Origin of the sequence: Oxalobacter paraformigenes, from assembly GCF_000158475.2 — a bacterium.
Lineage (GTDB): Bacteria > Pseudomonadota > Gammaproteobacteria > Burkholderiales > Burkholderiaceae_D > Oxalobacter > Oxalobacter paraformigenes.
On sequence record NZ_KI392031.1, the window covers coordinates 986,797 to 1,012,453 of the forward strand.

Genomic DNA, 25,657 nt, shown 5'->3' on the forward strand with positions numbered 1-25,657 from the left:
CTGGCAAACCGCTTCCCTGAAAACGGCCCGCCTTAAAGAATCAGAAAACCGTCCGGGCTGTAGTAACCGGCGTCTTTGAGCTTTTGAATCTGTGTCTGGCTCAATGGAAATTTTTCCTGCTCCTCATAGACCCTGAAATCGCAACCGACTTCTTCAACGACCTGAAGGTTGAAAATGATATCGGTACCTTCAGTATAAAAACTGAAGACTTCTTCGGGCAGTTCAAAACCCAGTTCTTCCAGAAACGCTCTTGGTACCGGCGTATCGTCTTTTGGTCGGGATTCGTTCATTATCGTCCTTTTCAAAATCCAGCAATCGAATACAGGTCAGCGCTTTTTGACTTTCAGTCAAAGCTCTTCCTGTCATGGAGGCCTATTGTAACCAATCCGGGCCGTTTTATCCCGATTCTGTTGCCGCTGTCGTTCCGGCTGCCAGGTTACAAGATCCGGCATCCCTCTTTGAAGACCGTTTCAAATGAAAAAAATTCCGTTGGCCACCTGCCAAATTGTTTCATGCCGCCCCCGGAAAAACAGAAGGCATGCCAGTTGCGGCCTTTTCCCCAAAGAAAAGATTTTTTCCGCTACCGGCGCAAAAGCCTTTTCTTTGCGACAAATCATCCAAAACAGGCGGAAAAAACGCGACAACTTGCATCTATTCGCCACGAATGTGTTGAGTTACGGTACTATTATACAGAGAGAAATGCTGTGGAATTTCCCGTGCAGCGGAGAGTGAAAATATCCTGATCGACCGCCGGAATTTCCTGATGCAGCAAACAAAGCCAGGAGTCATAATGGGAACAAACGAATCTTCAAAAGAACAGGCAATCCTTGAGCAATACAAGATGGGCGAGCAGGAAGCCCGGTCTGTCAAGGCATGGGCCCGGATCTACAGCACCGACGAAATCATGGGTTCCTATCTGGAAAAATCCGGTTATCCGTTCAAGGAACACATTGATCCGAAAGAAAGCAGCAAGTACTTTGAACAGTACAAAATGAGGGAACAGGAAGCCCGTTCGGTGCAGGCCTGGACGGATTTTTACGAAACGGAGGATCTGCTGGACGCCTATCTGGAAAAATCCGGCTACCCGACCAACCACGACCTGAAAGAGGAAAAACCGGCTGCCTGATTCTTTTCCGCTGTTTTTTCCAAAACACCAAGAGCCGGTCGAACCATTCCCGACAGGTGGAAATCATCAAAAAACCGCTATCCGAACAAAAAGCCCCTGTTTGAAAAAACCTCCCGGCCGGGAGGTTTTTTCATGGAACCGGACTTTTCAAAACCGCGTACGGCACAGGCAGCGAATCGCTTTGGCCATCACCCTCCGCTTAAAACCCGGCAGTGCCGCCAAACCACAGCAAGCGTTTTTTATATGGTGCGTTCAGCCGCATGGGACTATAATGAAAAAATCGCGGGGGTAGCTCAATGGCAGAGCAGAAGCTTCCCAAGCTTACGACGCGGGTTCGATTCCCGTCCTCCGCTCCACCTCCCAAACGGTTCCGGATCAGACTGGCGGCACTTTTTAACAAACCCTGCCTTTCCTGTCTGGCCGGATAAAAGAAGGGGATAAGGTAACGGCGCCGACATTCCCCGAAAAAACTCCCCTGTAGCGGTCGTTGCCGAATTCATACAAAACCGGATCAAAATGCAGTAAAATTCCGAGCTCTGTCGTTAGCGAGGGTGGCGAAATTGGTAGACGCACCAGGTTTAGGTCCTGACGCCATTGCGGTGTAGGGGTTCGAGTCCCCTCCCTCGCACCAGCAAGCTCATGGTTTTTGCCCAACAAAATCCATCAACAGGAAGTCGTCCCGTATTTTCCCGGGCTCGCCGATACCCCTATGCCGGACAGGGAAAAGGCGAAAAACGATTTCACCGGAAAACCGTTAAATCCCCGAACAAAACCCCATCCATTGCCATACACCGGTAAACGGATGACCGCTTTCACTGGCCTATCCGGGTCATGCCGGAAGATGGCCGCTTTCCGGCCCCGTCCACACGGCAAGAACGGCAAACGCCATTCCTCCCGGGAAAAAGCGGACGCCTGTCCAACAGATGGCACGGTTTATGCATAACCGGAAAAAGCCAAACCAGCCATCTTTTCCGGGCACAGTTTTGTTCTTTCCCCCTTTGACAGCCGGGCACTGCCCGGCTTTTTTTGTTCCATCGGAAAAACGGAAAAATCAGTATTCCGACTTCCAGTCGGTTCCCTTGTTCCAGCGGGATTCCCAGTGCTTCAGATAACGGTTCGCGATGTCGGGATCGTTCCAGATAACCAGCACGTTCTCGCTGTTCTGTTTCGCGGCGGATTTGCTGTAATTGAAACTGCCGGTCTCGACGTGTTTGCCGTCCACGACAATGTATTTGTCGTGATGAATCCGGTAGCGGGAAACCGTACGCAACGGAATGTCGGCATTGACCATCAGATTCATGGCCGCCCGGCTGGCTTTGGAACGGTTGCCTTTTTCGTCAACCACGATTTTCACATCCACACCGCGTTTTTTCGCGGCAAGCAGGCTTTTCATGACAGGAGGGGACGTGAACGCATAGGCGGCGAGCCGGAGGCTTTCCTGCGAGGAATCAATGACTTTCAGGATCAGTTCTTCCGCCCTGCCGTCAGGCGAAAAAGCGCTTTCGATAACGGTTTGCGCATGCAGATGGGCCGAAAAAAGCAGCATCAGCCCGAACAGGAAAAAACGGTGGATTCTTTTCATCTTTCAGCAATATCAAGGCAAAAATGGATGGAACCGCTATTATATACCGGCGACAAAAACAGCCGGCAAAACAAGGAGCCGGCACGCTCGCAGGGAACGATCCCGCTCATTTGCAAGGCATGAACCGTCCTGTCCGTAAACGGGACGGCTTCGCAAAGCGGGTTCAGGGGCAAGCTGCCATCTTCCGCAACGGTTTTCCGCTTCAGTCCGGACAGTCCGTTGCCAAACCGCGTGACCGGAACCATACTATGAAAAAAGGCCTGAACCACTTGCATGTCCATGAAAACGTCGATTCGGCATGGAACCGCCTTCTGTCGGTACTGGAAAGCCTGCAAATCCCCGTTTTTTCAAAAATAGACCACAAAGCCAATGCCGCTTCTGCCGGCCTCGACATGAAAGAGGCCCGTGTCGTGTCTTTCGGCAATCCTGCCGTCGGTACACTGCTGATGCAGCAATCGCCCGAAGCCGCGCTGGAATTGCCGCTGAAAATACTGGTATGGGAAAGCCCGGCAGGCGCCATGCTAAGCTGGAACGACCCGGCCTGGATCGCCAACCGTTTCGGAGCCGATCCGGATAGCGAAGTCATCGGAAAAATGCGCAAGCTGTTTGAAACCATTGTCAGGAAAATGGTATAAGCGCGACAAGTGGCGGCTTCTCCTTTCTGCCGGAAAGCCCTCAGGCAACTGGCCGCTTTCCTGCCGGGCCGGTACAGACCGGCGCCCTGAAAAAAGGCTTCCGCAGGATAGACTGAAAACCGTGCCGCAAAAGAATCCGTTTCATCGTGCCCGACAATCGACAAAGCCGTCTTCCACCCGGCAGACACATCCGTTTCCCGCACACGGCCGCCCGCCAGAACTTCCTGCCCGAAAGCGTCTGAACCTGGCCTGCAACAGGAAAGGCACGCTTCCACAGGCGAATCCGGCATTTCCGGAAAATCCTTTTTACAGGCAGGAAAACGAAACGCACGACCTGTCCTTTTTCTGGAAAAATCGCCTTGCGGACGGTTTTGCCGGCCTAAAGGGCGTCCGGCTGCCGCGGCTTGCCGCTACCGCCAGCTGCTTTTGGCCGGAAAGCGGCGCGATCCGGAAACGGGACAGGTAAAAAAACCGCATGCCACTCTGCTGAAACGCCAACCGTGAAAAGAAACTTTCCGGGAAAAACGGAAAACGGAAGCGCAATCGCTTTTTGACTGTCACGTCACCGCTCCCCTGAACCGGACATTTGCCAAATGAAGAAGAAAGACAGCCGGTTCACCCTCTGCCGGAATCCGCATTTTTTTTACGGGAAACCGGCCTTGCCCGCGCTGTCCGGCATCCTTGCCGGTCATGTGGCCTCTTGTCCTGCCGTTGCCATCCCCCTGTCCGCCTCCACCGAATGTTCGATCCCGCCAATCCGTTCCCCGTTCATCCGGAAAAGAAACTCGATTTTGATCTCTTTTGAATCCGGTACGACATTCACCGGAATGACCAGATTTTCCTGCGAGAGGGGAGCGACACGGGCATAACCGGGAACCGATCCGCTGTTTTCTTTTCCAAACGCCAAAACGTCCAGATCCGTTGCCGTCTTGTTGTTGATCTCGTAATTGAGCAAAACGCCTTTTTCCCCGTCAAGCCGGGCCCTGTCGTTTTCAAGCCCGTGCGAAAGAGACGACGTCTCACCATCCGCCTTTCTTTTCATCGCCACGAACCGGACGGGAAACTCGTTGTCACTGTAGCTTTTCCTCAGATCCGACCCCCGGTACGCTTCCAGATGGCTCCATCCCGCGCGGCTTACGGGTTCCAGCTTCTCTTCATCGACTTTTTCCTCGACATAACCGACAAGTTGCCAGGCGTAGTACGCCATCGGAAAAACACTGATCAAAAGAGCGGCAAACAAGGCCGTCATGCCGTAATTGAAAGGAATGTCCCCGGGTGTCCGGCAAATCTTTCCCTTCGTGCCATCGGACGAAACCGACAGGATTTTCGACGAATCGAAATCCTTGCCATCAATTCGCATTAACAGGGTGACTGCCTGTTTCCGGTGAATCCGCTCGATCCGGATAACCGAACCGTCCAGCGTCACACCCGGCATATTGGTGGCGACGACCTCCGCCTCGACGGCCGGATCGAGCTCCACCTCCACGTTTTCCTCGACCTGATTGCCGCGATTGGAGACGACGAGCTCATAAACCGGCTCCCCTTTGCGAACGGAGGCTTTCTGAAAGAGCGCCGGAGCCGTCGCATACAACTGGCGGATGTGATAAAGCCAGGCGATCAGGGAAGAAACGAGGACAATCGTGACGCCGACCGCAATGTTTTCAAGCATTTCCATAAATGCCTCCCCAAAAGTCCGGACAGGTCGCCCGAAACAGAACCTGTATGCAGGATCATTGTCACGTTGAAGAAAAAAACAGTCTTGAGCGTCCTCAAAAACACGATACCGGGATGTTCAGTAACCGACAAAAGGAGAAAAGGGCCGCCCCCTTGCCGGCCTGTTCGCATCCCCGCCAGTTGCCTGAACAGGGAAGGCGGCATAAACCCGCACGAAACCGAAGGGTTTTTCGGGAAACGTCCTGAAAGATGGGCCATTGTCGAAACAGACTGCTTTCGAACCTGTCTCATGAAACGGAAAAACCGCTCTCCGGTCCTTTTCCCGACCGGCATGCCGACAAAAGAAGCGATGACCGCAACGCTTCCGCCTTTTCGAAAGCCCTGGCTTGCCTCCCGTTTTCATGCAAACCGTTTGGCATGGAAGAAAAAAGCGGGCACGCTCATCCGTAAAACGCAAAAAAAGCTGCATGAATGGCAGCTTTTCAGGAAATGCCACTGACCGAAAAAGAAACCCTGAAGAGAGACGGCCATTTCAAAATCCTGCGGCAATCCGCCAGCGCCTCTTTTGGCCAGTCAGGCGACTTCCGTCCTTTCCTTTTTCTGTTCGTTCAAAAGCAGGATCAGTTCATTGCGGAGCACGTACAGGCGTTCAATCGAAAAGCGCGCCTGCGCCGCCCGTTCCTCGAGTCCATCGCCCTGCAGCCGTTCTTCCTGCTTCATCAGTCCGTTGATCGACTGCACCAGCGCATTGATGCTGATCTCCAGCCCTTCGACAATCATTGCATGCTCAGTCATCGTATCCACTTTTTTCCTCCCTGCCGTCTTCTTCCGATTGCTCCTCGGCCATATACCAGATCGCTTCATTCAGTATTTTTTTCATCAGCGAAAAAACCTCTTCCCTGTCTTCCTTCATCAGTGCAACGGCCACTTCGGCAAATTCGCTATCCGTCGTGTAGCGCAGGATGAAGTCGCCGACACTATCGGCAATTTCACGACTGGTACAAATCGAATTCCGGATGATTTCGAAATGAATATTGGTCAGCCTTTCCTTCATTTTTGGTTTGTCCCATTCTGATTCAGTCAATAAATGGAGGTTCTTCCACAAAAGATGAACCGCCCGATCAAACTCAAAGTTACAAGCTCTACATCCGAATGTTACAACAAATAATAGCGAACTACAACTTGCGGTTGTAGAAAAATGGAAATATTCCGGCTTTTCTGTACAAACCGCTCCCGATTAGACGGCAGTTATCCCAAAAGTGCCGGGAAATCAGGCGGAAGATGAACGGAATTTGTGAAAAAACGGATCGCTCCGGGATTTCCCGATAGCTGGATATAAAAAGATTTTATAATTTTCAGGTATATAAATACAAAATGTTTATTTTTTCAACTTTTAACAATAATTTTGGGAAACCGATAAAAACATCCGGCGCAAAATGGCCAAAAATCAATAAAATCGCTTTAAAACACGATAATTCGGATTAACCGCGCGCTATTGTCCGAAACGGGAGGCCTGGCACGCGAAGGGAAGGCGGGGGAAACCCGCCGTTTTTGGGGAAACGCCATTTCACACCATGTTGCTTATCAGCATCAAAAGCGTTTCAGGTGTCATCAGGAAAATCCGGTTCAATTTTTCCGGACGGGAAAGCGGGCCATCCCGCAAGGGATGCACGTATTCAAACGCCTTTCTTTTCCAGGGAATGCCAGATAATCTCGATATAGCGGTTGATAAGCGAGACCTGTTCGTCGCTGAACTGGCTGAACTGTTCTTTTGTAATGGTAAAAGGCCAGTCGTTTTGCCCGGGACGTTTATTCACAATGTATTCCGCCTTTTCCTGTTCGACAGCGGGATAATCGGGTACCGGATCGCTTATCCCGAACTGGATATAGGCCGGTGAAACGCCCAGCGCATCGGCCAGTTTCCGCAAAGTCGCTCCCCGCGGCACGGTTTTCGCCTTTTCCCATTTCTGCACAGCCTGTGGCGTCACACCGATTTTCCGGGCCAGCTCGGACTGGCTGATATTCAAACCGTGACGGCAGTCTTCAATTCTTTTGGCAATTTTATCCATGGAAAACGGAACGGCTTTCGGGCGAAAGAGGGTTTATGAACATTTCCGTATATTGTATTACCAAACCGGACTCATCCATCAAAATAAAATGTAACCGTATTTTACAGAGGCCGCTTCCCTGTCGTCCTGGAAAATCATGCCGAATGCAGGAATGCCGGTTTTCCCTTACGGATTGCCTCGCGCAATCTTTCCGGCAGGCCGGAGTGCCGGACTGCGTTGTTTTTCAGGCTCTCCGCCAGAACGGTTTTCGGCGCCATCACCGCTATTTTTTCGCGTGCGCGGGTAATGCCGGTATAAACCAGTTCCCGGCAAAGCACACGGGAAAACTGTGCGGGCAGCAAAAGGGCGACCGAATCGAATTCCGACCCCTGCGACTGATGAACGGTCATGGCAAAAGACGTTTCATGTTCACCCAGACGGGAAGGGGACAACGCCCTGAACGTCCCGTCTTCTTTCGGGAAAAAAACCGCCAGACGGCCCGATGCATCGGGAAGCGCGATTCCGACATCGCCATTGAAAAGCCTTAGCGCATAGTCGTTTCGCCGGATCATGACCGGTCTTCCGGCAAACCAGTCGGCACTGGCGGACTGGCCGGCACGCCCCGTTTTCGACAGATGCGCGGCGATCAGGCGATTGACCGCCTTAACGCCGCAAGGCCCTTCCCGGACGGCGCACAGAATGCGGAAACGGCTGAACGCCCGGAAAACCCGGACGGGATCATGCGGATGGTTTTCCAGGCAATCGAAATAATCCCGGTAAGCCGTCACAAGCGTCGTTTCCAGACGCGATGCAACTTCCGTATCGGCCGTATCGAACCAGACAACCGAAGCATCCTTTCCGGAACAGAGAAAATCCAGCGCTTCCTCACTCCGGCGCATCCGGATATCGGCCGCCAGTTTGCCGATACCCGAATCCTCACTGAACCGGTAATTGCGCGTCAGCCAGACGACCCGGTTTTCCAGCGGCGTCGCCTGTCCGGACGGGGACGAAAGCGACGGGGGAGGGCGCAAACCCGTCAGTTTTTCCAGATCGGCAAGGCAGGCTTCGGAAAACACCCGCTTTCCGCTCAGTTCCGAAAAAACCGACCCCGCTTCCACGGCAGCCAGCTGATCCTTGTCGCCCAGCAAAATCACTCTGGCATGGGCAGGCAGGGCAGCGAAAAGCCGGGACGCCATTGCCAGATCGAGCATTGACGCTTCATCGACAATCAGGGTATCCAGCGGAAGCGGATTTGTCGCATGGAACCGCACGCTTCCCCTGTCGCCCGTCATGCCCAAAAGCCGGTGGACTGTCCGCGCTTCTTTCGGGATCAGCGGCTGCATGTGAAGCGGGAAAAGAGAAGAGCGCTGCGAAATGGCCTCCAGCATGCGCATGGCGGCTTTCCCGGTCGGCGCGGCCAGCACGATCCGGTTTTCCGGATCGGTTTCCAAAAGACAGGCCAGAAGCGAAGCGACTGTGGTGGTTTTGCCGGTTCCCGGGCCGCCCGACACGATCAGGAACGGTTCCCGCAAGGCCAGCGCGACAGCGGCCTTTTGCCAGTCGAACGGTTTTCCTTTTCCGGAGGGAAACAGGATATCCAGCAGGGGACGGATGAGCGCGGCATCGACTTTGCCCGGAACGTTCCGGGCCGCGATGCATTCCGCCAGAGCGCGTTCATAATCGAAATAACGGTGCAGATACAGGCGCTCGTCGCCGTCCAGAATCAGGGGAGCGTTTCCGGGATCGGCGGCTTCAGCGACGACGCCGGACGCCAGCAATGTTTCCCGGATGCTTTCGGGTGATACCCCTTCCCCGGAACCGGCCAGTTCTGCCAGCGCCAGACAGGCGTTTCCGGAAGAAACGGCCAGACTGACGCGATACGCCGCCTCCTTGAGCAGCGCTTCGCCCGGCCTGTCCAGAGGAGAAGCGGCCTTTTTTCCGCGGCTTTCCCGCGCCCAGGCCAGCACGTATTCGGAAAAGGCGCGGGCAAGCGTCTGTTCGGGCGTTTCGGAAAAAACCGCTTGCTTCATGCGTGTTTCCCTCCATCGGCAAAACCGGGCTGTTTCAACAGCCTGTCGATCGCTTCGACGGTTTCCTGTCCGGGTTTGTGAAAGAAGACGCCGGAAGGCGTGCCGTCCCCGTTTTTCCAGTCCGGACGGACGCCGCGCACGAAGAGATAGAACACGCCGCCGAAATGCCGTCCGTAATCGTAATCCGGCAGGCGACCCGACAAATACCGGTGGAGCGCTACCGTGTAAAGCAGATATTGCCAGTGATAACCGTGTTCCGCCATTTCCGTTTCGATACGGGCAATTCCGTAGTCTTCCGGACGGTATCCCAGATGGTTCGACTTCCAGTCCAGAAGGTAAAAGCGGCCATCCATTTCGAAAACCAGATCGACAAACCCGTTCAGATAAGCTGTCATGTCGTCGAAAGCCAGTTCTGGAACGGCATAGCCGGACTTTTTGACCAGCCGGTTCAGCCGTTTTGCCGAAAGCCTCGCCGCCGCCAGACAGAAGGGCCATTCGGTCAGCCGGCGTCCGTTCCCCACGTTTCCCAGACAGATGCCGTCCGGAAGCGGTGTCGCCATGACGTCACCCAGCATCTTTAAGGCCCTGCCTTTCAGCACAGCCTGTCCTTCTTCCGCACCGGACAAAAGCTTCCCGCCGACACGCTGCGGAAACTGCTTCAGCGCGCTTTCGACCGCCTTTTCCCAGGTCGATTCATCGGTAAAATCGGCGTTTTCGAATACCGCATGCAGACAGCTTCCTGCATACGTCCCCTTCGGAAAAAGCAGGATATCGTTTGCCGGAAGCGCCTCAGGCCGGTTTTCGGACAGGCCGGACAATCCGGCAAAAAGCGCACGCTCGTCGTGGTCGCCAGTTTCCGTGTCATCGACCGCATTGCGCATCAGGCCGCTGAAACTGTTCATGCGCCAGCCGGTTCCGACCGTTTTGTCAAACCTCGCCGCCGTCAGGAGAGTGGCTGTTTCATCGCTTGCATCCACCGTAGCGCCCACGCTATCCGGCAAGGCGGTGACGGCAATATGGGGGCATCGGGATGCCAGCGATTCCCAGGCGCTTCCGATCTGTTCCGGTTCCGGGAGCAAAACCGTTTCCTCTTTTTTCCCGTCTTTTGCCGCCAGCCAGTCGGGAGGGGCGAACCCGTCGCCCGCCACCAGCCAGTTCAACAGGCTTTTGCGCGATTCGGTCGTCGTTTTCGTTTCGCTTTCGCCCCGGCGCGTCACCCGGACGTAACAGCCCGCCACCAGATAACAGCGGTACACCGCACGCGTCAACGCCACGTAAATCAGCCGCATGTCTTCCGCAGCCCGTTCCAGCGCGGCATTTTTCCGGACGGTTTCCTGTTCGTCATCCGCCAGTTTGCGGTAATCGACAACCGTTGCATGGCCTTCATGGTATTCCAGGCCTTCGCCCGTCTCATTGCCGCGCCTCGGAAAATTGTCCCAGAGCAGCGGGCAGAAAACGAAGGGGAATTCCAGCCCCTTGGAACGGTGCAGCGTCATGACCTGAACGAGATGGCGGTCTGTCTCCAGTCGCAATTCTTCCTCTTCGGCCTTCTTTTTGCCTTCGCGCCTCTCGGCATACCAGCGCATCAGGGAATCCGGCGCGTTTTCCGTCCCGGATTCGCGGCCGACGAGTTCGAGAAGATGCATCAGATTCGTCAGGCGGCGCTCGCCGTCGGCAAACGCCAGAAGGCGGGAAACGACGCCTTCGCGATGGATCAGCCACCGCAAGGCACAAGCGGCCCCATTTTCCCGCCATGCCCGGCGGTACTGGCCGAACCGCCCGATCCAGCCGGACAGGGCCGCCTCGTCGCCGGCCAGCGCTTCGATCGCGCCGGCATCCAGTCCGATCATTTCAGTGGACACCGCCGCCATCAGGAGCGACTCGTCGTCCGGCGTCAGCATGGCAAAAAGAAGGCATTCCAGTTCCCGCGCTTCGCGCGACTGGAAAACACTTTCCTGCGAAAGCGACACGCTGCCGATGCCACGCCGCGCCAGCGCCTGCCTGACCATCGCCGCTTCGCGATGGCTGCGCACCAATACGGCGACATCCCCGGCCCCGGCAGGCCGTCCGCCAATCGCCAGTTTGCCGGCCTTGCCCGCGTTGATCAGCCGGGCGACTTCATCGGCCATCGCTTCCAGCGCCTGTTTCCGGGCGGCAGACCGTTTTAGCCATTCGCCGTTTTCCTGCCCCAGCATCCAGACACACAAGGCAGGGAAAGGGCCCGGACCGTCGCCGGATTCATCCGTCAGAACAGGCAATTCCCGTTTGCCGGGCCGGACCGGCACAAAATCGAGCCCATCCTGCAAGAAAGCCCGTTTATTGACGGAAAAGAGCGTATTGCAGGCTGCAATCAGTTCCGGAACCGAACGATGGTTTTCCGCCAGCGAATAGCGGGCGAGGGCATCCAGATTTTCCCGCGCGGCAAAATAGGTATGGAGATCGGCATTCCGAAAACTGTAGATCGCCTGTTTCGGATCGCCCACCAGAAAAACAGGCGACTCCGGTTCGCGGTAAACTGCTGAAAAAATCGCATACTGGAGCGGATCGGTATCCTGGAATTCGTCGATCAGGGCAGCGGGAAACTGCATCCGCACCGCTTCGGCCAGCCAGGGCATACCGGGATCGTTCAGGGCCTCGTATAGATTCGCCAGCATATCGTCGAAAGCGATCGTGCGCCGCTCGCGTTTTTTTTCTTTCAGCGAGACCGTCGCTTCCGCGAGAAAGCGCTTTAACAAACCGTAACGCGCCGCTTCCAGCGCGTTTTCCCGTTTCCGGCAGGTTTCGATCAGCCGGTCGGCCATGCCGAAAAACGGATGCCGGGGCACGGTCTGGCCTTTTTTCGTGCTGCCGGATAACCGGGTGTCCGCCATCAGTTCCGTTTTGGCCGTATTGCCGATCATCGCGAACGCGTTGCCTGCCGCGAAAAAACGGTCGAAAGCGCGGGCGGCGCTTTCGATTGCCGGAGCCTTGTACCGGTTGCGGTAGAGGACATTGCGCTCTGCCGCGTCCTTCAAAAGGGCCTTGACCGTTTCCTTTTCGGACGTCCAGCAACTTGCCGCCATATGGAAAGTGGCTTCCAGCTTCCCGCTGCCGTCTTCGGCCGCTTCCGGCGCTTCCGGCGCCGTCTCCGGCCATTTCACCGTCGCCAGCGGCCTGGCCAGATGGCGTCTTAACAGGGCTTCCAGCCTGTCGGGCGTGAAACGCTTTTTTTCCAGCCACGCCGACAAGGCGGGAGAAAGACGGCCCCCGGCAACATGCCTGCGCCAGAAATCGTTGACGGCTTCCCGCACCAGTTCCGAATCGTCCGCTTCCGCCTTCACCGAAAAAGCCTGCCCGGAAGAAAAGGCCGACAGGGCCAGCGCGCGCTGGCAGAAACTGTGGATCGTAAAGATCGCCGCCTGATCGAAAGACTGGAAAGCCAGCCGGAGCAGGGCGGTCATCTCCTGCGGATCGTCCCCCGCGGCCATCCTTTTTTCCAGCAGCTTTTCAACAAAGCCGTCATCCGTATCCGCGGCACGGCCTTCGAGATACGCCAGCGCCCGGCCGATCCGGCTCCGGATGCGGTCGCGCAATTCATCTGTTGCCGCCCGCGTGAAGGTGACCACCAGAATTTCCCTAACTTCCCGCTTTTTTTCCAGCAACAGCCTCAGATAAAGGCCGCCGATATTCCAGGTTTTTCCCGTTCCGGCCGAGGCCTCGATCAGCCTCCACCCGTAAAGCGGGCAGGAAAACACGTCGAATTCATTCACCGGTTTCACGGACGCCTCCTTTCATATGCGCAAGGAGCGGGCCGAATACCCGGTTCGCCAGAGCGGCGAAATCCGCGTCCAGCGGTTCTCTTACGCCGCGCATCGCCAGCCAGTTGAATGCGTCGGCGCTTTCCCCGCGGCGGCTGCCGTCTGCCGGCCGCCATATGCCGTTCGCCTTTCCGGCGTGCCCGCCGCTCTGGACGAATTCCCAGGCCGAACGCGGGAAAAAATGCAGCGGCCGGTTCAGCCCCGTCCGGTAAATATCCATCAGATCCCGCAAAACCGCTCTGGCCCGGCCATACGGTTCCAGTACCGTTTTGCCGTCCCGGAAATGCCAGACCGAAGACAGCGCCACTCCCTCCGGCGCGCAAGCGTTCAAAAACAGGTGTTCGATCCAGGCGGCCAGATAATCCCGGGGCGCGCCCTCGTCATACCGGTAGCGGATCAGGCCGGTTTTCCGCACGTCGCTCAAGGAACCGGAAAGCCGCCAGATTTCCCCGCCGAGATCGAACTCCAGCGTACGGCTGACCGGCGCGACGAATCCGGTTTTCAGGTCGGCCGACAGCGCTTGCGCAAAAGCCGACAACTCCATCAGCTCGCTCTGGCGCTGTTGGGCGCCCATGGCCCCGGCGGGAAATTCATTGCCGGCGGCGGCCGACCGCGCGATATCTTCCGGCGCCATCCCGTCCAGATAAAGCGGCAAAAGCCGGTCGGCCAGCCTCCGCCTTGCCGTTCTGTCCACCGTAAAAGGTTCATCAGAAGCCAGTTCTTTTTCCTTGCGCGGGAAGTCGAGACCGAGCCGCGAACGCATCAGATAACGGTTCGGATGGCAGAAAAACCGGATCAGATCATCGAGAAGAACGTCTCGCCATGACGCGTCCGGGAAAGCCAGCGGCGCCCTGAAAAAAGGCGTTCCCGCAGCCAGTTCATCCCCGATGTCATTATCCAATCCATCTTCTGAAGTATCGTATTCAAGTTCTTCTTTTATATTGATTTTTTCTTTTTTCAAATTCAGCGCATCGCACAGGTCGGAACGGAAACTGACCATTCTTTCATCCGCGCGGCCATTGAAATAGTCGGGTGAAAAAGGCTGGAGCGGGTGTTCGACAAGCAGCTTTTCCCGTGCCGCAAGGCGGGCTTCCCCGTCCGTTTTTTCCGCCAGCGCCGGTTCCAGCACCTCCAGCAGTTCGGCAATCAGGATGGAAGGCGGTTTCGGGGAATTGTCGCGGATATTTCTGCCCGTACAACTCAGATAAAGGCTTTTTCCGGCGGACAGGACGAGATCGAGAAAAACGTTCTTGTCGGTCTCGTGCGGCAAGCAGTCGCCTTTTCGGGGAGCGAGCCGGATCAGGTCGAATTCCTGCTGCCGTACCTCGGCCGGGTACACGCCATCGTCCAGTCCGATGACATACACATGCCCGAAAGGCAAATTGCGCAAACTGTCCATCGGCGCAAACGTCACGACGCCGGCCGGCACGCTGCCCTGTCCGGCGCCTTCCAGCGCCCGTTCCAGCGCATGGCGGGCGATGATGAAGCCGGTCTCGAACGCTTCTCCGGCCTGTGTCATGGCGTCACGCAGGCCGGCAATCCGCATCCGGACTTCCCGGTCGGCCTCCAGCGTTTCAGGCGTCACCGTGACGAACGCATCGAGTATGCCATGCCAGGTCTGCCACCAGCCGGCGGCCGTTTTCGGATGCGACAGATCGCGTTTCAGCTGCCGCACGGCTTCGACAAAGCGCCACAATTGCCCCAGCCCGGCCGCCTGCGTGCCGGCAGCATGGCCGGCCGGCAGCCGGTCGGCAAAAGGCACGCGCCTGCCGTCGGGCAAGGCGTAAGCGAGAAACAGCCTGTGCAGGCCGTCATGGAAACTGTGGCCGTCTTCTTCCGGCAAACCGAACTCGCGCTTGTGCGCGCCATCGATTGCCCAGCAAATGCCGGCGTCGCCCAGCCAGCCGCGAATTTTGTCCAGATCGCCCCCGAAGCCGAAAGTGGCCCCGATTTCAGGCAACATCAGCACATCGATCACTCCGGCGGCGGTAAAACGCGACGACGCCAGCGCCAGCAAATCGAGCAGGGCGCGCGACACCGGGTTGATGCGGCTGTCTTTCCGGCCGGTAATGACATAGGGAATTTGGGGAGCGGAACGGTTGTGACTGAAAACCGCCTCGATCATCGGCGCTATCTCGTCGAGATCGGGCGACACGACCAGAATATCGCCGGGGCCGGGCGGATCGCCGGAAGCAAACCGCCTCAAAAGCTGGTCGTGCAGGATTTCGATTTCCCGCGTCCGCGAATGCGCCAGATGAATTTCCAGACTGCCATCCCTCCCCAGATGCGAAAGGGAACCCGCTTCCAGCTCCGTCAGATCCAGTATCGCATCCTGCAAACGCGACAGAAGCGTTTCGGGCCTTGCCCGTTCCGCACAGGAAATGAACCCGTCGTTTTCACGGCCGACCGGTTCCAGCCGCGCCAGCAGCGATTCGAGCGAAGCCCGGCTCTCTTTTCCCCAGGAAGCGAGCAAACGGTTCCCGGTTTCGTGATACAGGTCTTTCTGGCGCTTCGAGAGCCAGGCCAGCCGCCGGGAATCGACGATTTCGAACCAGTATTCACGGCAGGGATTGACGACATACAACTCGATATCCATCCACCGGCCAAGGCGATTCAATATCCCGACATGGTACGGCGCAACCGACGGTTCAAGGAAAAGATGGACACGCTCCGGCAAACGGGCAGCCATCTCTTCACCCCCGGTTTCCAGCATTTTCAGGAACCGTTCCGCCGGCTCTTCTTCAAGCGTCCCCGTCTCTTCAGCGATCTTCCGCCACAATGCCGCCTGCCATGCCTGATCCTCCCCGGCAACCGCCTGTTTCGGATGGCCTTTGCGGACGATTTCCACCGTTTCGCCTTTCGACCAGGCGGCAAGCCATTCCGGGCGGGAGAGAACGTACTGTTCGAAAAGCGAGGCGATCCGGCAAGCCAGATCGAAACGCATGATCTCGTCGCACCGCGACAGGTAGCCTGCAATCCGGGGATAGGGGGCGGCAAAACCCGGTTCTTCCAGAAGCCGCAAAATCCGCCATGACAGCACGCTGGACGAAAAAGGCGAGGTTTCCGGCACCTCGACGAATTTCCCGATTTGCCGCCAGAGCCACTGGGCCAGAAAGGAAAATTCCACCCCGGCGCAAACGCCAGCCGTATCGGCTATCGCCAGCATCAGTTTCCGTTTGATGGCCGCACTTGGCACGATCACCTGTTCCGCTGTGAAAACCGTTGCCGGACGTTTTGCCAGATTCTCGCAAAACGTCTGCAACAGGACATCGAAACGGTTGGACAGGTTCAGGTTCAGCATGCCATGAAATGAAAACCGGACAGTCACCGGCAAAAAGCGTATCTTAAGCCATAATGGAATGCTGTAGCGTATGGTTCGGGGACAAATCGTGCCGGATTGTACCATCGCAAGCGAACATGGCATGAAATCGGGGCAAAAGAGGGCCTTGGCCCTCCCGGAAAAAGACCGTTTTACCCGGCGCCCGGCTGCCTCCGCCAAACGGCACAGGTATTGCAAAGCCACCAACCGTTCCGCAAAATCCCTGAAAACCGCCACGCTTTTTCCGGGAGGCAAGCGGAACAAGGCCAGCTTTCTGGCGTCGCCAATCCATGCTCCGGACGCGAAAACGGAAACAGACGCCGGAAAAAGAAAAGGCGATTTTTAACGTCAGGAGCCGTACCGCCCGTCCTTACCGGAGAACCGGCCGCAGGGAGAAGAGGGAACCGGCAAGCCGGCCAAATCGTATCGCAGAAAAGGACGTTTGCGATTCACCGCTTTCCGGAAAGTGAATCGCCAAAGCGGAAATCGCTTTCCTGTCCGGCTGTACCGTTCCCATGACATCGCTTTTGGCCGTTCCTTTTGCCGGGATGGCCGGACAGCTTCAGGCGCGTCATTTCGCCGGGGTATGCGCAGCAGAGCGGAAGCGTTCCGGCCCGGACTTCAGCGGGCAATCCGGCAAGGGCGGCCAAACCGCCGGAAAAAACGGCCCCTTGCAAGCTGAACGAAAACCGTCCCTCCAAAAAGGGAAAAAACGGGAAAAAGCCTGCCGAAAAGGGCATTCCGGAAGCGGGAATGCTCCAAAATCCTGAAAACAGGCGGAAAAACGGAAAAAACGGCCATAAAAACACCCGATCGCCTTACCCCGATCGTTTGCGAAGTGGTAAGGTAACGTTCTTTCGTTTTTGTAGCGATCCCTGACCGGTTTTTCCCGTGAACAAAACCGTCCGGATTTGCCGTATCTGACCCACCATGCTCGCCATCGCCAACATCGTCCTGCCGGTTTTCGCGCTCATCGTCGCGGGTTACGTCCTGCGCAAGCGAAACATCCTGAGCGGCCATGCCTGCACCGAACTGAACCGCTTTGTCGTGTATCTGGCGCTTCCCGCCCTCATGATCGACGTCATGGTCAACAGTTCCTGGGCCGAACTGTACCAGCCCGAATTTTTCTATGCGTTTGAGATCGGCGTTTTTCTCATCTTTTTCGGCGTGCTGGCCGTTCACTGGATCCGAACGAAAAATCCGGCCTCCGCCACGATCGACGCGACTTCCGCATCCTACGCCAATACCGGCTATATCGGCTTGCCGCTTTGCGCGCTGACCTTCGGAGCCGACAAGCTCGGGCCCGCGATGGTGGCGGCCATCCTGACCGTCTCCGCCAATTTCGCCGTTTCCATCGTCCTGCTTGAAGCCAGTTCCCAATCGGGGAAAAGCGTCTTTGCCACCCTGAAAAACGTCGGCGTCTCGCTGTGCAAAAACCCCCTGATCGCCGCGCCTGTCCTTGCCGGCCTTTTCTGCGCCACCGGACTGCACCTGCCGTATGGCGTCGCCCAGTCCGTCAAACTGCTGGGAGGCGCAGCCAGCCCCTGTGCGCTGGTGGCGACCGGCCTTTTTCTGGCACAGCGTCAGGAAAGCGCCAGCCCGGCAATCGCCATCGAGCTGGTGATCCTGAAACTGGTCGCCCAGCCGCTGATCGTCTGGTATTTCGCCTTTCACGTCTTTGCCATGCCGCTACTCTGGGCCAAATCGGCCGTCATCCTGTCGGCTCTCCCCACCGGCACCGGCCCGTTCATGCTGGCCGAGCTTTACGGCAAGGGGGGAGGCATCGCCTCGCGCACCATTTTCCTCTCGACCGTTTTCGGCATCGCGACCCTGTCGGTCTGGCTGACGATCCTGTAAACGGGACAGCCTCTCTTTTCCGACTGAAGCGGCGCTGTGCCGGGATACCGCAGAAACGCGTTCCCCGGATGGCCGGTGTCGGGAAAACCGGAAGTCAGGCCATTTCCCCGATCGCAAAACCGTATTGGCCAGCCTGTTTTCAGCCGCCCTCACGCGACAGCGCGACCGCAAATACCGGGATTTTTCCTGAAATGCCCCGGCAAAAGCGGCGGTGGGCATGCCGGGAAAAACCGTTCATGCCGCGATGAATTCAGTTATCATAAGCGTGCACCGGACAGGTCACCCCCGTTCTTCCGTCCGTCTTTTCCCGCAAGGAGACAAGCGCATGCTTTATTGCCAGACCATTCCTTCTCCCGTCGGTCTCCTCACGGTTGCCGAAGAAAACGGCCGTATTGTCTTCATCAAATTCGGGAAAAAGCCGTCCGGTACCCCGGTTGACAGGGAAACGCCGCTTATCGCCGAAGCGGTGCGCCAGCTGGCCGCCTATTTCGACGGCCGCCTGAAAACCTTCGATCTGCCGCTGGAAATGTCCGGCACGCCTTTCCGGATGAAAACCTGGGAAGCGCTGAAAACGATTCCCTATGGCGAAACGCGCAGTTACGGCGATATCGCCCGCCAGATCGGTTGCCCGAAAGCGTTCCGCGCCGTCGGGATGGCCAACCACCATAACCCCATCTCCATCGTCGTTCCCTGCCATCGCGTCATCGGATCGGACGGCTCGCTGACCGGTTACGGGGGCGGTTTGCCGGTCAAGGTGCGGCTGCTGGAACTGGAAAAACGCTATCGGTAAAAAAGAAAATCCGGCAATCCCGCAAACCGGGGCCGGAGAAGAAGTCCGGCACGCCGCAAGCGATCCGGAAGTGGAAACGGCCATTCTGAAAACCCTTATCGAATCGGGTGGAGGAAACCGGCAACGGTTTTCTTCCCGGCTGACAGCCGAAAACCCGCCTTTAGGGCCACATTTTTTCCCGGAAGCGGAAAAAGGCGGAGCGGATTTGTCCGGCATGGCAACGGCATCGGTCACGCGGCAAACCCGTACGACAGAAAACCGGGAAAGGACGGAAAACATACCCGGCCATGAAGCGCATCGGCCAGAAGCGCGCCGTCCGGTTCGACAGCCGGAGAGCCACTTCAGGCAAGCGGAAAAAACCGTACGAACACACATATCGCCGAAATGTTTTTCCGGCGTCTCCCGCAAAACGATCCCGCATGGGACTGGCTGTTCGCATAAAAAACAGACAACCATTTTTCTTTTAATACAACCTGTTGAATGGTATATTTTATGTATCACTTTATAAAATGTTTTCTTTCCTGACGACAGGGCATTTTCCGTTTCATCCCGTCAATCGTTACGGTAAAGTTAACAAACAAGCTGCCGGCCTAATTGATTGAACCGCCTGTCCGGCCTATGCTCTCAGCATCGAATCGTCAAACGAAAGGAGACATTCCATGTTGCAGCAAACCGCATCGCCGAAAAGATGGGACACCCGGCGGCAGGAAAAACGGGAACGGATGGCGCGTCTGGGCCTGACAGGCAAAGTCCTTCCCTCCGGCGAAGTCCCGGCCATGCTGGAAAAACTGATCGCGCCGGGCGACAGGGTCGTTCTGGAAGGGAACAACCAGAAGCAGGCGGATTTTCTGGCCCGCATGCTGGCGCAGACCGATCCCGGCAAACTGCATGACTTGCATATGATCATGCCCAGCGTCAGCCTGCCGGAACACCTCGACCTTTTTGAAAAGGGCATCGCCCGCAAAATCGACTTTTCCTATTCCGGCGCGCAGAGCCTGCGCATGTCGCAGTTGCTGGAAGACGGCTTGCTGGAAGTCGGCGCCATCCATACCTATATCGAACTCTATTCACGACTCTTCGTCGATCTGATCCCGAACGTCGCGCTGGTCGCCGCCTACAAGGCCGACAGAAACGGCAATCTCTATACCGGCCCCAGTACGGAAGATACACCGGCCATTGCCGAAGCGACGGCTTTCAAGAACGGCATCGTCATCGCGCAGGTCAACGAACTGGTCGAAAACGAGGCCGATTTGCCCCGCGTCGATATTCCCGGCTCATGGGTCGATTTCGTCGTGGTGGCCGACAAGCCGTTTTTCATCGAACCGCTGTTCACCCGCGATCCGCGCCTGATAAAACCTGTCCATATCCTGATGGCGATGATGGCGATCAAGGGCATTTACGCGAAACATCAGGTGCAATCCCTGAACCACGGTATCGGTTTCAATACCGCCGCCATCGAATTGCTGCTGCCCACGTATGGCGAAAGACTGGGCCTCAAGGGAAAAATCTGCAAAAACTGGACGCTGAATCCGCATCCGACGCTGATTCCGGCCATCGAAACCGGCTGGGTCGAAACGGTTCACTGTTTCGGCGGGGAACTGGGCATGGAAGACTACATCGCCGCCCGGCCTGACGTCTTCTTCACCGGCATGGACGGTTCCATGCGCTCGAACCGGGCCTTTTGCCAGATGGCCGGACAATACGCCGTGGACATGTTCATCGGCTCGACCCTGCAAGTCGATGGCGCGGCCAATTCCTCGACCGTGACAAAAGGCCGCGTGTCCGGCTTCGGCGGCGCGCCGAACATGGGCCACGACCCGCACGGCCGCCGTCATGCCACTCCGGCATGGCTTGACATGATGGAAGGAAACGATCCGCTGGAACGCGGAAAGAAACTCGTCGTGCAAATGGTCGAAACGTATCAGTCCGGCTCCAGCCCGACCTTTGTCGAAAATCTGGACGCCGTCGAGGTCGCGAAAGAATCCGGCATGCCGCTGGCTCCGGTCATGATTTACGGCGACGATGTGACGCACGTCCTGACGGAAGAGGGCATTGCCTATCTCTACCGCGCCAAATCGCTTAAAGAACGGAAGGACATGGTCGCGGCCGTCGCCGGCATTACCGAAGTCGGCATGGCGGCAAAACCCGACACCGTCAAACGCCTGCGTCAGGAAAACAAGATCGCCTTTCCGGAAGATCTGGGCATTGCCCGTACCGAAGCAAAACGCTCGCTGCTTGCGGCGGGCAGTATTGCCGAACTGGTCGAATGGTCGGGCGGTCTCTATAACCCGCCGTCCCGTTTCAGGAGCTGGTAATGAATACACTGACTGAATGGAATCACATCCGGGCGGAAACCGTTGCGCAAAAACTGGCCGGCAGGGCGGTACAGGCGCTGCTGGACGAAGCGCGGCTTTCCCCCAAGCCCGGACTGGTCGATGCACGCGGTTCCGGAGCCCATGACGACATGGACCTTCCCATGCTCGAAGCGTCCGCCGAAAGCCTCCGGCCGTTTTTTGCCGCGATGGCGCTGGCCGGATGGGCCAGAACGCCGGACACGGCCCTGCGGCGGCAGATCGGCGCGATCGGCCGGGAAGGGGAAAAAACGATGCTGGAAACGACTGGCGGCGTCAACACGCACCGCGGCGCCATCTGGGCGCTGGGCCTTTTGGTGACGGCTTCCGCCATGCATGAAGGAAGCGCAGAAATCCCGGCCATAACCGGCGCGGCGTCACGGCTTGCCCGGCTGGAAGACACGGCCTGTCCGGCGGTTTTTTCCAAAGGCCGTTATGTGACGCATCGCTACCGGGTGCCCGGCGCGCGCGGGGAAGCGCAACGCGGTTTCCCGCACGTCACCCGGCTGGCGCTGCCGCAACTGGCGAAAAGCCGGGAGCAGGGGATGAGCGAGGAAGCGGCGCGTGTGGATGCGCTTTTGGCCATCATGACTTCGCTTGCCGACACCTGCGTACTTGCCAGAGGCGGCCTGACAGCGCTGGACGCCATGCATGCCGGGGCCCGCTCCGTGCTTGAATGCGGCGGCATCGGCAGCGCCGCTGGAAAAAAAGCATTCGGATTACTGGAAAACGCCATGCTGTCGGCTGGAGTCTCGCCGGGCGGAGCGGCCGATCTGCTGGCCGCGGCCCTGTTTCTCGACAGTATCGCCACCGGGTTGTCCCACAAGGAGGAAAGCATATGGAACGCATAGAACTGGAATACACCGGCAGCAAAGTCGCCGGAAAGAAAGCGCTGGCCGGCGTCGTCGGTTCCGGCGACATGGAAGCCCTGTTTGAACCGGACAAAAGCGGCAAACTGGCCGTTTCCATCAAGACATCCGTCGACGGCAGCACACTCCGCTGGCAGCGGCTTTTCGACCGGATTGCCGGCAGCGGCGCGCTGCCTGCCGGCAGGCTTTCCATCCACGATTTCGGCGCGACGCCCGGTGTCGCCCGTCTGAGAATCGAACAGGTTTTCGAGGAGGCAAGCCATGAATGACACACGCTTTATCGAATTGTCCGCCCGCGACCGTGCCAAAGGAGTGCTGGACGCCGGCACATACCGCGAACTGCTCGGCCCGTTCGACTACATCATGTCGCCCTGGCTCGAACCGCAGGGCATCATTCCGCAGGCCGACGACGGCATGGTCGTCGCCAAGGGCACAATCGCCGGAAAACCGGCTGTCGTCGTCGCCATCGAAGGCACCTTCCAGGGTGGCAGCATGGGTGAGGTATCCGGCGCGAAAATGGCGGCCGCACTGGAAATGGCGGCCGAAGACAACAAAAACGGCATCCCGACACAAGCCGTTCTCTGTCTGGAAACCGGCGGTGTGCGCCTTCAGGAAGCCAACCTCGGCCTGGCGGCGATTGCCGACATTCATGCCGCCATCGTCGATCTGAGGCGTTATGTCCCTGTGATCGGCATCATTGCCGGAACGGTCGGCTGCTTCGGCGGCATGTCGATTGCCGCCGCCCTGTGCAGCTACCTGATCGTCACGCGGGAAGCGCGTCTCGGCCTGAACGGCCCGCAGGTGATCGAACAGGAAGCGGGCATCGACGAATACGATTCGCGCAACCGTCCGCTCATCTGGAGCCTGACCGGCGGCGAAGCGCGCTTTCAAAACGGATTTGTCGACGCGCTGGTGGACGACTCGCTTTCTGCCGTGAAAGCGGCCGCCACAAAATTCATCGAAAAGGGCAAGCCTGACAGCCTGCGCAATGAACGATACGATGCATTCCTGTCGAAACTGAACGCTTTCGATACCCGCCAGCAGGCCGATGCGAAACGGACGGCTGAATTATTCGGAAAAGGAGACCGGTCATGAAGGCAAACGACAAAACGAACAAGGCCAGCCGCGGCGCAATCTGGTTCGATATTTTTGCCGCGCCACTGACGGAACGGACAGGGCAATGTCCCTCCGTCAGGGTAGCCGACGGGGAACTGGACGGACAGACGGTACGGGTCATTGCCGTCGTTCCCGATCCCGCCAACCATTATCCGCGGGCGGCAAAAGGCGAAGTGGGCCTTTTGGAAGGCTGGACACTCGGCAAAATGGTCGCCGAAGCGGTCGAAGAAGACCGTGACAAGCCGGCCAAACGCGCCATTATCGCGATAATCGACGTGCCCAGCCAGGCTTACGGCAGAAGAGAGGAAGCCTTCGGCATCCATCTCGCGCTGGCTTCCGCGGCCGGAGCGTATGCCTCGGCGCGGCTGGCCGGGCATCCCGTTATCGGGCTGATCGTCGGCAAAGCCATGTCCGGCGCGTTTCTCGCCCACGGCTATCAGGCCAACCGGCTGATCGCCCTAAACGACAGGGACGTGATGATTCATGCGATGGGCAAGGCTTCCGCCGCCCGTATCACGCTCCGGACTGTCGAGGCGCTGGAAAAACTGGCGTCAACGATTCCGCCGATGGCTTACGACATCGCCAATTACGAAACACTCGGATTGCTGGAAGACCTGATCGACGTGGCCGACCCCGGCCATCCCGCTGACGACGAAGTCGCCACTGTCCGGTCGGCGGTCGCCCGCGCCATCGAAACCGCCCGGGCAAACGGCCCGGCCTTAACAAACCGGCTCGGTTCGCCCAACCGCGCCAGCACGTCGCTTGTCCGCGAACGCATGCGCGAACAATGGCAGGGATGAACCGGCGATGAAAGCGGCCAGTACTTCTCCCTTCACAGCAGCCGTACCGTCTTGCCGCCCGCACGATCTGCTGTGGCTCGACAGCCCTGCCGCGCTTTTTTCGGGCAACCCGTTGCCGGCATGGGTCGGTAAACAGTGGCATGCCGGATTGCCCGTCGTCGTCCGGCGCGACAAGCGCTCAAAAGGCCCGATTCCGGTCGGCATCCGGGGAAAGAGGCGCTCCGAACGGGCCGCGGCATGGGTGTCGCCAGACAGCGTCCGGCACGTCGTCACACCCGAATCGCTGGCAACCGACCGGCAAAAGCTGGCCGCCTCGCCTTTCGCGCGGACAAAACCGGTCAGAGCCATTTTCGAACTGGCAAGGCTGGAACTTCCCTGGACATGGGGCGTTACCGGCAGTTGCGCCTATGCGCTGGCTACCGGCCAGCCCGTCATGCATGAAGAGAGCGACCTCGACATCCTGATACGCTGTCCCGACCGGCAGGAACGGAACGCCTTTGCCCGGCTTGCCAAAGTGCTGGACACGCTTCCCTGCCGGACGGACATCCAGATCGAAACGCCAGCCGGTGCGTTCGCCCTGAAAGAATGGCTCCGCATCAAGCCCGGAACCGGCGAAAACGGGGGAGGGAACAGCAGCCTGGGCCAAGTTCTCCTGAAAACGGATTCCGGCCCGGTACTGTGCGCCGACCCCTGGCAAATTCCCCCTTTGAAAGAAAGAGACACGCCATGAACAAAACGCTTTTCATGTTTCCGGGGCAGGGCGCCCAGATTCCCGGCATGCTCCACGATCTGGCCCGGTCAATTCCCTGCCAGCGCTGGCTCGACCGGGCAAGCGAAGCGCTCGGCGAAGACGTGACGGCACTGGATACGCCCGACGCCCTCAAAAGAACCCGGGCCGTCCAGTTGTGCATCCTGATCGCCGGAGTCGCCTGCGCCGACTGGCTGATCGGCCAAAAAGCGGTTCCGGACTTCGTGTCGGGCCTCTCGATCGGCGCGTTTCCGGCAGCGGTCACGTCCGGCGCGCTCGGTTTTGATGAAGCCGTCCGGCTGGTCTCGCTGCGGGGCGAACTCATGGAAAACGCCTGTCCTGAAGGATACGGCCTGGCTGCCATCGGCGGGCTGCCGGAACGGGACATAAGACCGCTTGTCGAAGCCGTCAATTCACCGGATGATCCCGTTTTTCTCGCCAATTTCAACGCGGCCGACCAGTTCGTCATCGCCGGGTCCAACGACGCGATGGAAGAGGTCATGGCAGAAGCCCGGCAAAAAGGCGCGACCAAAACCGACCGGCTCTCTGTTGCCGTGCCCTCGCATTGCCCCTTGCTGGATGAAGCGGCCCGAAAACTCGCCGACGCCATCGGAAAAACCGCGTTCAGACGGCCGTCGATCGCCTACCTGAGCGGCAGCACCGGCCGTGTGCTCTGGCAACCCGACCGGATTGCCGACGATCTGGCTTTCAATATGGCGCGCCCCGTCCGCTGGGCCGACGCCATGCGCTCCGCCTATGAAAGAGGCGTGCGGCTGGCGGTGGAAATGCCGCCCGGCTCGGTGCTGACCGGACTCGCGAAACGGGTCATGGAAGAGGGCGAAGCCGTTTCCTGCCAGCAGCAGGGACTGGACACTGTTTTGACGCTTGCGAAACGGCTGAAAACCTTCTGAAACG

General features: G+C 57.9%; 21 protein-coding genes and 2 tRNA genes. 14 read left to right on the forward strand and 9 right to left on the reverse strand.

What is annotated here, in order from left to right; genetic code table 11:
* Nucleotides 1-32: 32 nt before the first annotated feature.
* Complete coding sequence (locus tag OFAG_RS08605) at nucleotides 33-290, reverse strand: hypothetical protein (protein ID WP_005876644.1); 258 nt, start codon at nucleotides 288-290, stop codon at nucleotides 33-35.
* Nucleotides 291-790: 500 nt separating this feature from the next.
* Between OFAG_RS08605 and OFAG_RS08610 the strand changes: the two genes are divergently transcribed.
* From OFAG_RS08610 to OFAG_RS08620, 3 genes are all read left to right on the forward strand, one after another.
* Nucleotides 791-1,126: a hypothetical protein gene (locus tag OFAG_RS08610; protein ID WP_005876642.1), complete on the forward strand. Its 336-nt coding sequence runs from the start codon at nucleotides 791-793 to the stop codon at nucleotides 1,124-1,126.
* Nucleotides 1,127-1,408: 282 nt separating this feature from the next.
* Nucleotides 1,409-1,482 (forward strand) — tRNA-Gly (locus OFAG_RS08615).
* Nucleotides 1,483-1,671: 189 nt separating this feature from the next.
* Nucleotides 1,672-1,757 (forward strand) — tRNA-Leu (locus OFAG_RS08620).
* A gap of 420 nt (nucleotides 1,758-2,177) precedes the next feature.
* On the opposite strand, the gene OFAG_RS08630 is transcribed toward OFAG_RS08620, so the two are convergent.
* Nucleotides 2,178-2,672, reverse strand: a complete 495-nt coding sequence (locus tag OFAG_RS08630; protein WP_315970637.1) for a phospholipase D family nuclease — start codon at nucleotides 2,670-2,672, stop codon at nucleotides 2,178-2,180.
* A 59-nt stretch (nucleotides 2,673-2,731) separates the two neighbouring features.
* Here OFAG_RS08630 and OFAG_RS14185 point away from each other — a divergent pair, with 59 nt between their 5' ends.
* Complete coding sequence (locus tag OFAG_RS14185) at nucleotides 2,732-3,343, forward strand: DUF302 domain-containing protein (protein WP_020995153.1); 612 nt, start codon at nucleotides 2,732-2,734, stop codon at nucleotides 3,341-3,343.
* Between the two features lie 688 nt (nucleotides 3,344-4,031).
* Here the strand turns inward: OFAG_RS14185 and OFAG_RS08645 are convergent.
* The 7 genes from OFAG_RS08645 to recC all read right to left on the reverse strand — a co-directional run bounded on the left by OFAG_RS08645 (nucleotide 4,032) and on the right by recC (nucleotide 16,193).
* The gene (locus OFAG_RS08645) at nucleotides 4,032-5,018 is read right to left on the reverse strand and encodes a hypothetical protein (protein ID WP_005876635.1); all 987 of its coding nucleotides are present in this window, start codon (nucleotides 5,016-5,018) and stop codon (nucleotides 4,032-4,034) included.
* A 572-nt stretch (nucleotides 5,019-5,590) separates the two neighbouring features.
* Entirely contained in the window at nucleotides 5,591-5,812 is a 222-nt protein-coding gene (locus tag OFAG_RS08660; protein ID WP_005876633.1) for a hypothetical protein, read from the reverse strand.
* The gene (locus tag OFAG_RS08665; RefSeq protein WP_020995155.1) at nucleotides 5,805-6,071 is read right to left on the reverse strand and encodes a hypothetical protein; all 267 of its coding nucleotides are present in this window, start codon (nucleotides 6,069-6,071) and stop codon (nucleotides 5,805-5,807) included. The genes OFAG_RS08660 and OFAG_RS08665 overlap by 8 nt, the downstream gene beginning before the upstream one ends.
* A gap of 622 nt (nucleotides 6,072-6,693) precedes the next feature.
* Nucleotides 6,694-7,086 carry a helix-turn-helix domain-containing protein gene (locus OFAG_RS08675; protein WP_005876628.1) on the reverse strand — a complete coding sequence of 131 codons (393 nt, stop codon included), beginning with the start codon at nucleotides 7,084-7,086 and terminating at the stop codon, nucleotides 6,694-6,696.
* 134 nt (nucleotides 7,087-7,220) lie between these two features.
* Complete coding sequence (gene recD, locus OFAG_RS08680) at nucleotides 7,221-9,095, reverse strand: exodeoxyribonuclease V subunit alpha (RefSeq protein WP_005876626.1); 1,875 nt, start codon at nucleotides 9,093-9,095, stop codon at nucleotides 7,221-7,223.
* On the reverse strand, nucleotides 9,092-12,853 hold the full coding sequence (gene recB, locus OFAG_RS08685) for an exodeoxyribonuclease V subunit beta (RefSeq protein WP_005876624.1): 3,762 nt from the start codon (nucleotides 12,851-12,853) through the stop codon (nucleotides 9,092-9,094). The genes recD and recB overlap by 4 nt, the downstream gene beginning before the upstream one ends.
* Nucleotides 12,837-16,193: an exodeoxyribonuclease V subunit gamma gene (gene recC, locus OFAG_RS08690; RefSeq protein WP_020995156.1), complete on the reverse strand. Its 3,357-nt coding sequence runs from the start codon at nucleotides 16,191-16,193 to the stop codon at nucleotides 12,837-12,839. Before recC ends, recB begins: the two co-directional genes overlap by 17 nt.
* 70 nt (nucleotides 16,194-16,263) lie before the next feature.
* Between recC and OFAG_RS08695 the strand changes: the two genes are divergently transcribed.
* From OFAG_RS08695 to mdcH, 10 genes are all read left to right on the forward strand, one after another.
* Nucleotides 16,264-16,557 carry a hypothetical protein gene (locus tag OFAG_RS08695; protein ID WP_020995157.1) on the forward strand — a complete coding sequence of 98 codons (294 nt, stop codon included), beginning with the start codon at nucleotides 16,264-16,266 and terminating at the stop codon, nucleotides 16,555-16,557.
* 584 nt (nucleotides 16,558-17,141) lie between these two features.
* A complete protein-coding gene (locus tag OFAG_RS08705; RefSeq protein ID WP_005876621.1) occupies nucleotides 17,142-18,068 on the forward strand; it encodes an AEC family transporter in 927 nt (308 codons plus the stop codon).
* Between the two features lie 325 nt (nucleotides 18,069-18,393).
* Nucleotides 18,394-18,858 carry a methylated-DNA--[protein]-cysteine S-methyltransferase gene (locus OFAG_RS08715; protein ID WP_005876620.1) on the forward strand — a complete coding sequence of 155 codons (465 nt, stop codon included), beginning with the start codon at nucleotides 18,394-18,396 and terminating at the stop codon, nucleotides 18,856-18,858.
* Nucleotides 18,859-19,517: 659 nt separating this feature from the next.
* Nucleotides 19,518-21,173 carry a malonate decarboxylase subunit alpha gene (gene mdcA / locus OFAG_RS08725; protein WP_005876619.1) on the forward strand — a complete coding sequence of 552 codons (1,656 nt, stop codon included), beginning with the start codon at nucleotides 19,518-19,520 and terminating at the stop codon, nucleotides 21,171-21,173.
* The gene (locus OFAG_RS08730; protein WP_005876618.1) at nucleotides 21,173-22,060 is read left to right on the forward strand and encodes a triphosphoribosyl-dephospho-CoA synthase; all 888 of its coding nucleotides are present in this window, start codon (nucleotides 21,173-21,175) and stop codon (nucleotides 22,058-22,060) included. Before mdcA ends, OFAG_RS08730 begins: the two co-directional genes overlap by 1 nt.
* Nucleotides 22,048-22,347: a malonate decarboxylase acyl carrier protein gene (gene mdcC / locus OFAG_RS08735; RefSeq protein ID WP_005876617.1), complete on the forward strand. Its 300-nt coding sequence runs from the start codon at nucleotides 22,048-22,050 to the stop codon at nucleotides 22,345-22,347. Before OFAG_RS08730 ends, mdcC begins: the two co-directional genes overlap by 13 nt.
* Nucleotides 22,340-23,173, forward strand: a complete 834-nt coding sequence (locus OFAG_RS08740; protein WP_040720092.1) for a biotin-independent malonate decarboxylase subunit beta — start codon at nucleotides 22,340-22,342, stop codon at nucleotides 23,171-23,173. Before mdcC ends, OFAG_RS08740 begins: the two co-directional genes overlap by 8 nt.
* The gene (mdcE, locus tag OFAG_RS08745; RefSeq protein ID WP_040720094.1) at nucleotides 23,170-23,994 is read left to right on the forward strand and encodes a biotin-independent malonate decarboxylase subunit gamma; all 825 of its coding nucleotides are present in this window, start codon (nucleotides 23,170-23,172) and stop codon (nucleotides 23,992-23,994) included. The genes OFAG_RS08740 and mdcE overlap by 4 nt, the downstream gene beginning before the upstream one ends.
* Nucleotides 23,957-24,724 carry a malonate decarboxylase holo-ACP synthase gene (locus OFAG_RS08750; RefSeq protein WP_196806232.1) on the forward strand — a complete coding sequence of 256 codons (768 nt, stop codon included), beginning with the start codon at nucleotides 23,957-23,959 and terminating at the stop codon, nucleotides 24,722-24,724. The genes mdcE and OFAG_RS08750 overlap by 38 nt, the downstream gene beginning before the upstream one ends.
* Nucleotides 24,721-25,653: a malonate decarboxylase subunit epsilon gene (gene mdcH / locus OFAG_RS08755; RefSeq protein WP_005876613.1), complete on the forward strand. Its 933-nt coding sequence runs from the start codon at nucleotides 24,721-24,723 to the stop codon at nucleotides 25,651-25,653. Before OFAG_RS08750 ends, mdcH begins: the two co-directional genes overlap by 4 nt.
* Nucleotides 25,654-25,657: the final 4 nt, after the last annotated feature.

Excerpts from the sequence above, each read along its gene's own strand:
- OFAG_RS08605 (WP_005876644.1), bottom strand. The coding sequence starts at position 290 with ATGAACGAATCCCGACCAAAAGACGATACGCCGGTACCAAGAGCGTTT.
- OFAG_RS08610 (WP_005876642.1), top strand. The coding sequence starts at position 791 with ATGGGAACAAACGAATCTTCAAAAGAACAGGCAATCCTTGAGCAATAC.
- OFAG_RS08630 (WP_315970637.1), bottom strand. The coding sequence starts at position 2,672 with ATGCTGCTTTTTTCGGCCCATCTGCATGCGCAAACCGTTATCGAAAGC.
- OFAG_RS14185 (WP_020995153.1), top strand. The coding sequence starts at position 2,732 with ATGGATGGAACCGCTATTATATACCGGCGACAAAAACAGCCGGCAAAA.
- OFAG_RS08645 (WP_005876635.1), bottom strand. The coding sequence starts at position 5,018 with ATGGAAATGCTTGAAAACATTGCGGTCGGCGTCACGATTGTCCTCGTT.
- OFAG_RS08660 (WP_005876633.1), bottom strand. The coding sequence starts at position 5,812 with ATGACTGAGCATGCAATGATTGTCGAAGGGCTGGAGATCAGCATCAAT.
- OFAG_RS08665 (WP_020995155.1), bottom strand. The coding sequence starts at position 6,071 with ATGAAGGAAAGGCTGACCAATATTCATTTCGAAATCATCCGGAATTCG.
- OFAG_RS08675 (WP_005876628.1), bottom strand. The coding sequence starts at position 7,086 with ATGGATAAAATTGCCAAAAGAATTGAAGACTGCCGTCACGGTTTGAAT.
- recD (WP_005876626.1), bottom strand. The coding sequence starts at position 9,095 with ATGAAGCAAGCGGTTTTTTCCGAAACGCCCGAACAGACGCTTGCCCGC.
- recC (WP_020995156.1), bottom strand. The coding sequence starts at position 16,193 with ATGCTGAACCTGAACCTGTCCAACCGTTTCGATGTCCTGTTGCAGACG.
- OFAG_RS08695 (WP_020995157.1), top strand. The coding sequence starts at position 16,264 with ATGGTTCGGGGACAAATCGTGCCGGATTGTACCATCGCAAGCGAACAT.
- OFAG_RS08705 (WP_005876621.1), top strand. The coding sequence starts at position 17,142 with ATGCTCGCCATCGCCAACATCGTCCTGCCGGTTTTCGCGCTCATCGTC.
- OFAG_RS08715 (WP_005876620.1), top strand. The coding sequence starts at position 18,394 with ATGCTTTATTGCCAGACCATTCCTTCTCCCGTCGGTCTCCTCACGGTT.
- mdcA (WP_005876619.1), top strand. The coding sequence starts at position 19,518 with ATGTTGCAGCAAACCGCATCGCCGAAAAGATGGGACACCCGGCGGCAG.
- OFAG_RS08730 (WP_005876618.1), top strand. The coding sequence starts at position 21,173 with ATGAATACACTGACTGAATGGAATCACATCCGGGCGGAAACCGTTGCG.
- mdcC (WP_005876617.1), top strand. The coding sequence starts at position 22,048 with ATGGAACGCATAGAACTGGAATACACCGGCAGCAAAGTCGCCGGAAAG.
- OFAG_RS08740 (WP_040720092.1), top strand. The coding sequence starts at position 22,340 with ATGAATGACACACGCTTTATCGAATTGTCCGCCCGCGACCGTGCCAAA.
- mdcE (WP_040720094.1), top strand. The coding sequence starts at position 23,170 with ATGAAGGCAAACGACAAAACGAACAAGGCCAGCCGCGGCGCAATCTGG.
- mdcH (WP_005876613.1), top strand. The coding sequence starts at position 24,721 with ATGAACAAAACGCTTTTCATGTTTCCGGGGCAGGGCGCCCAGATTCCC.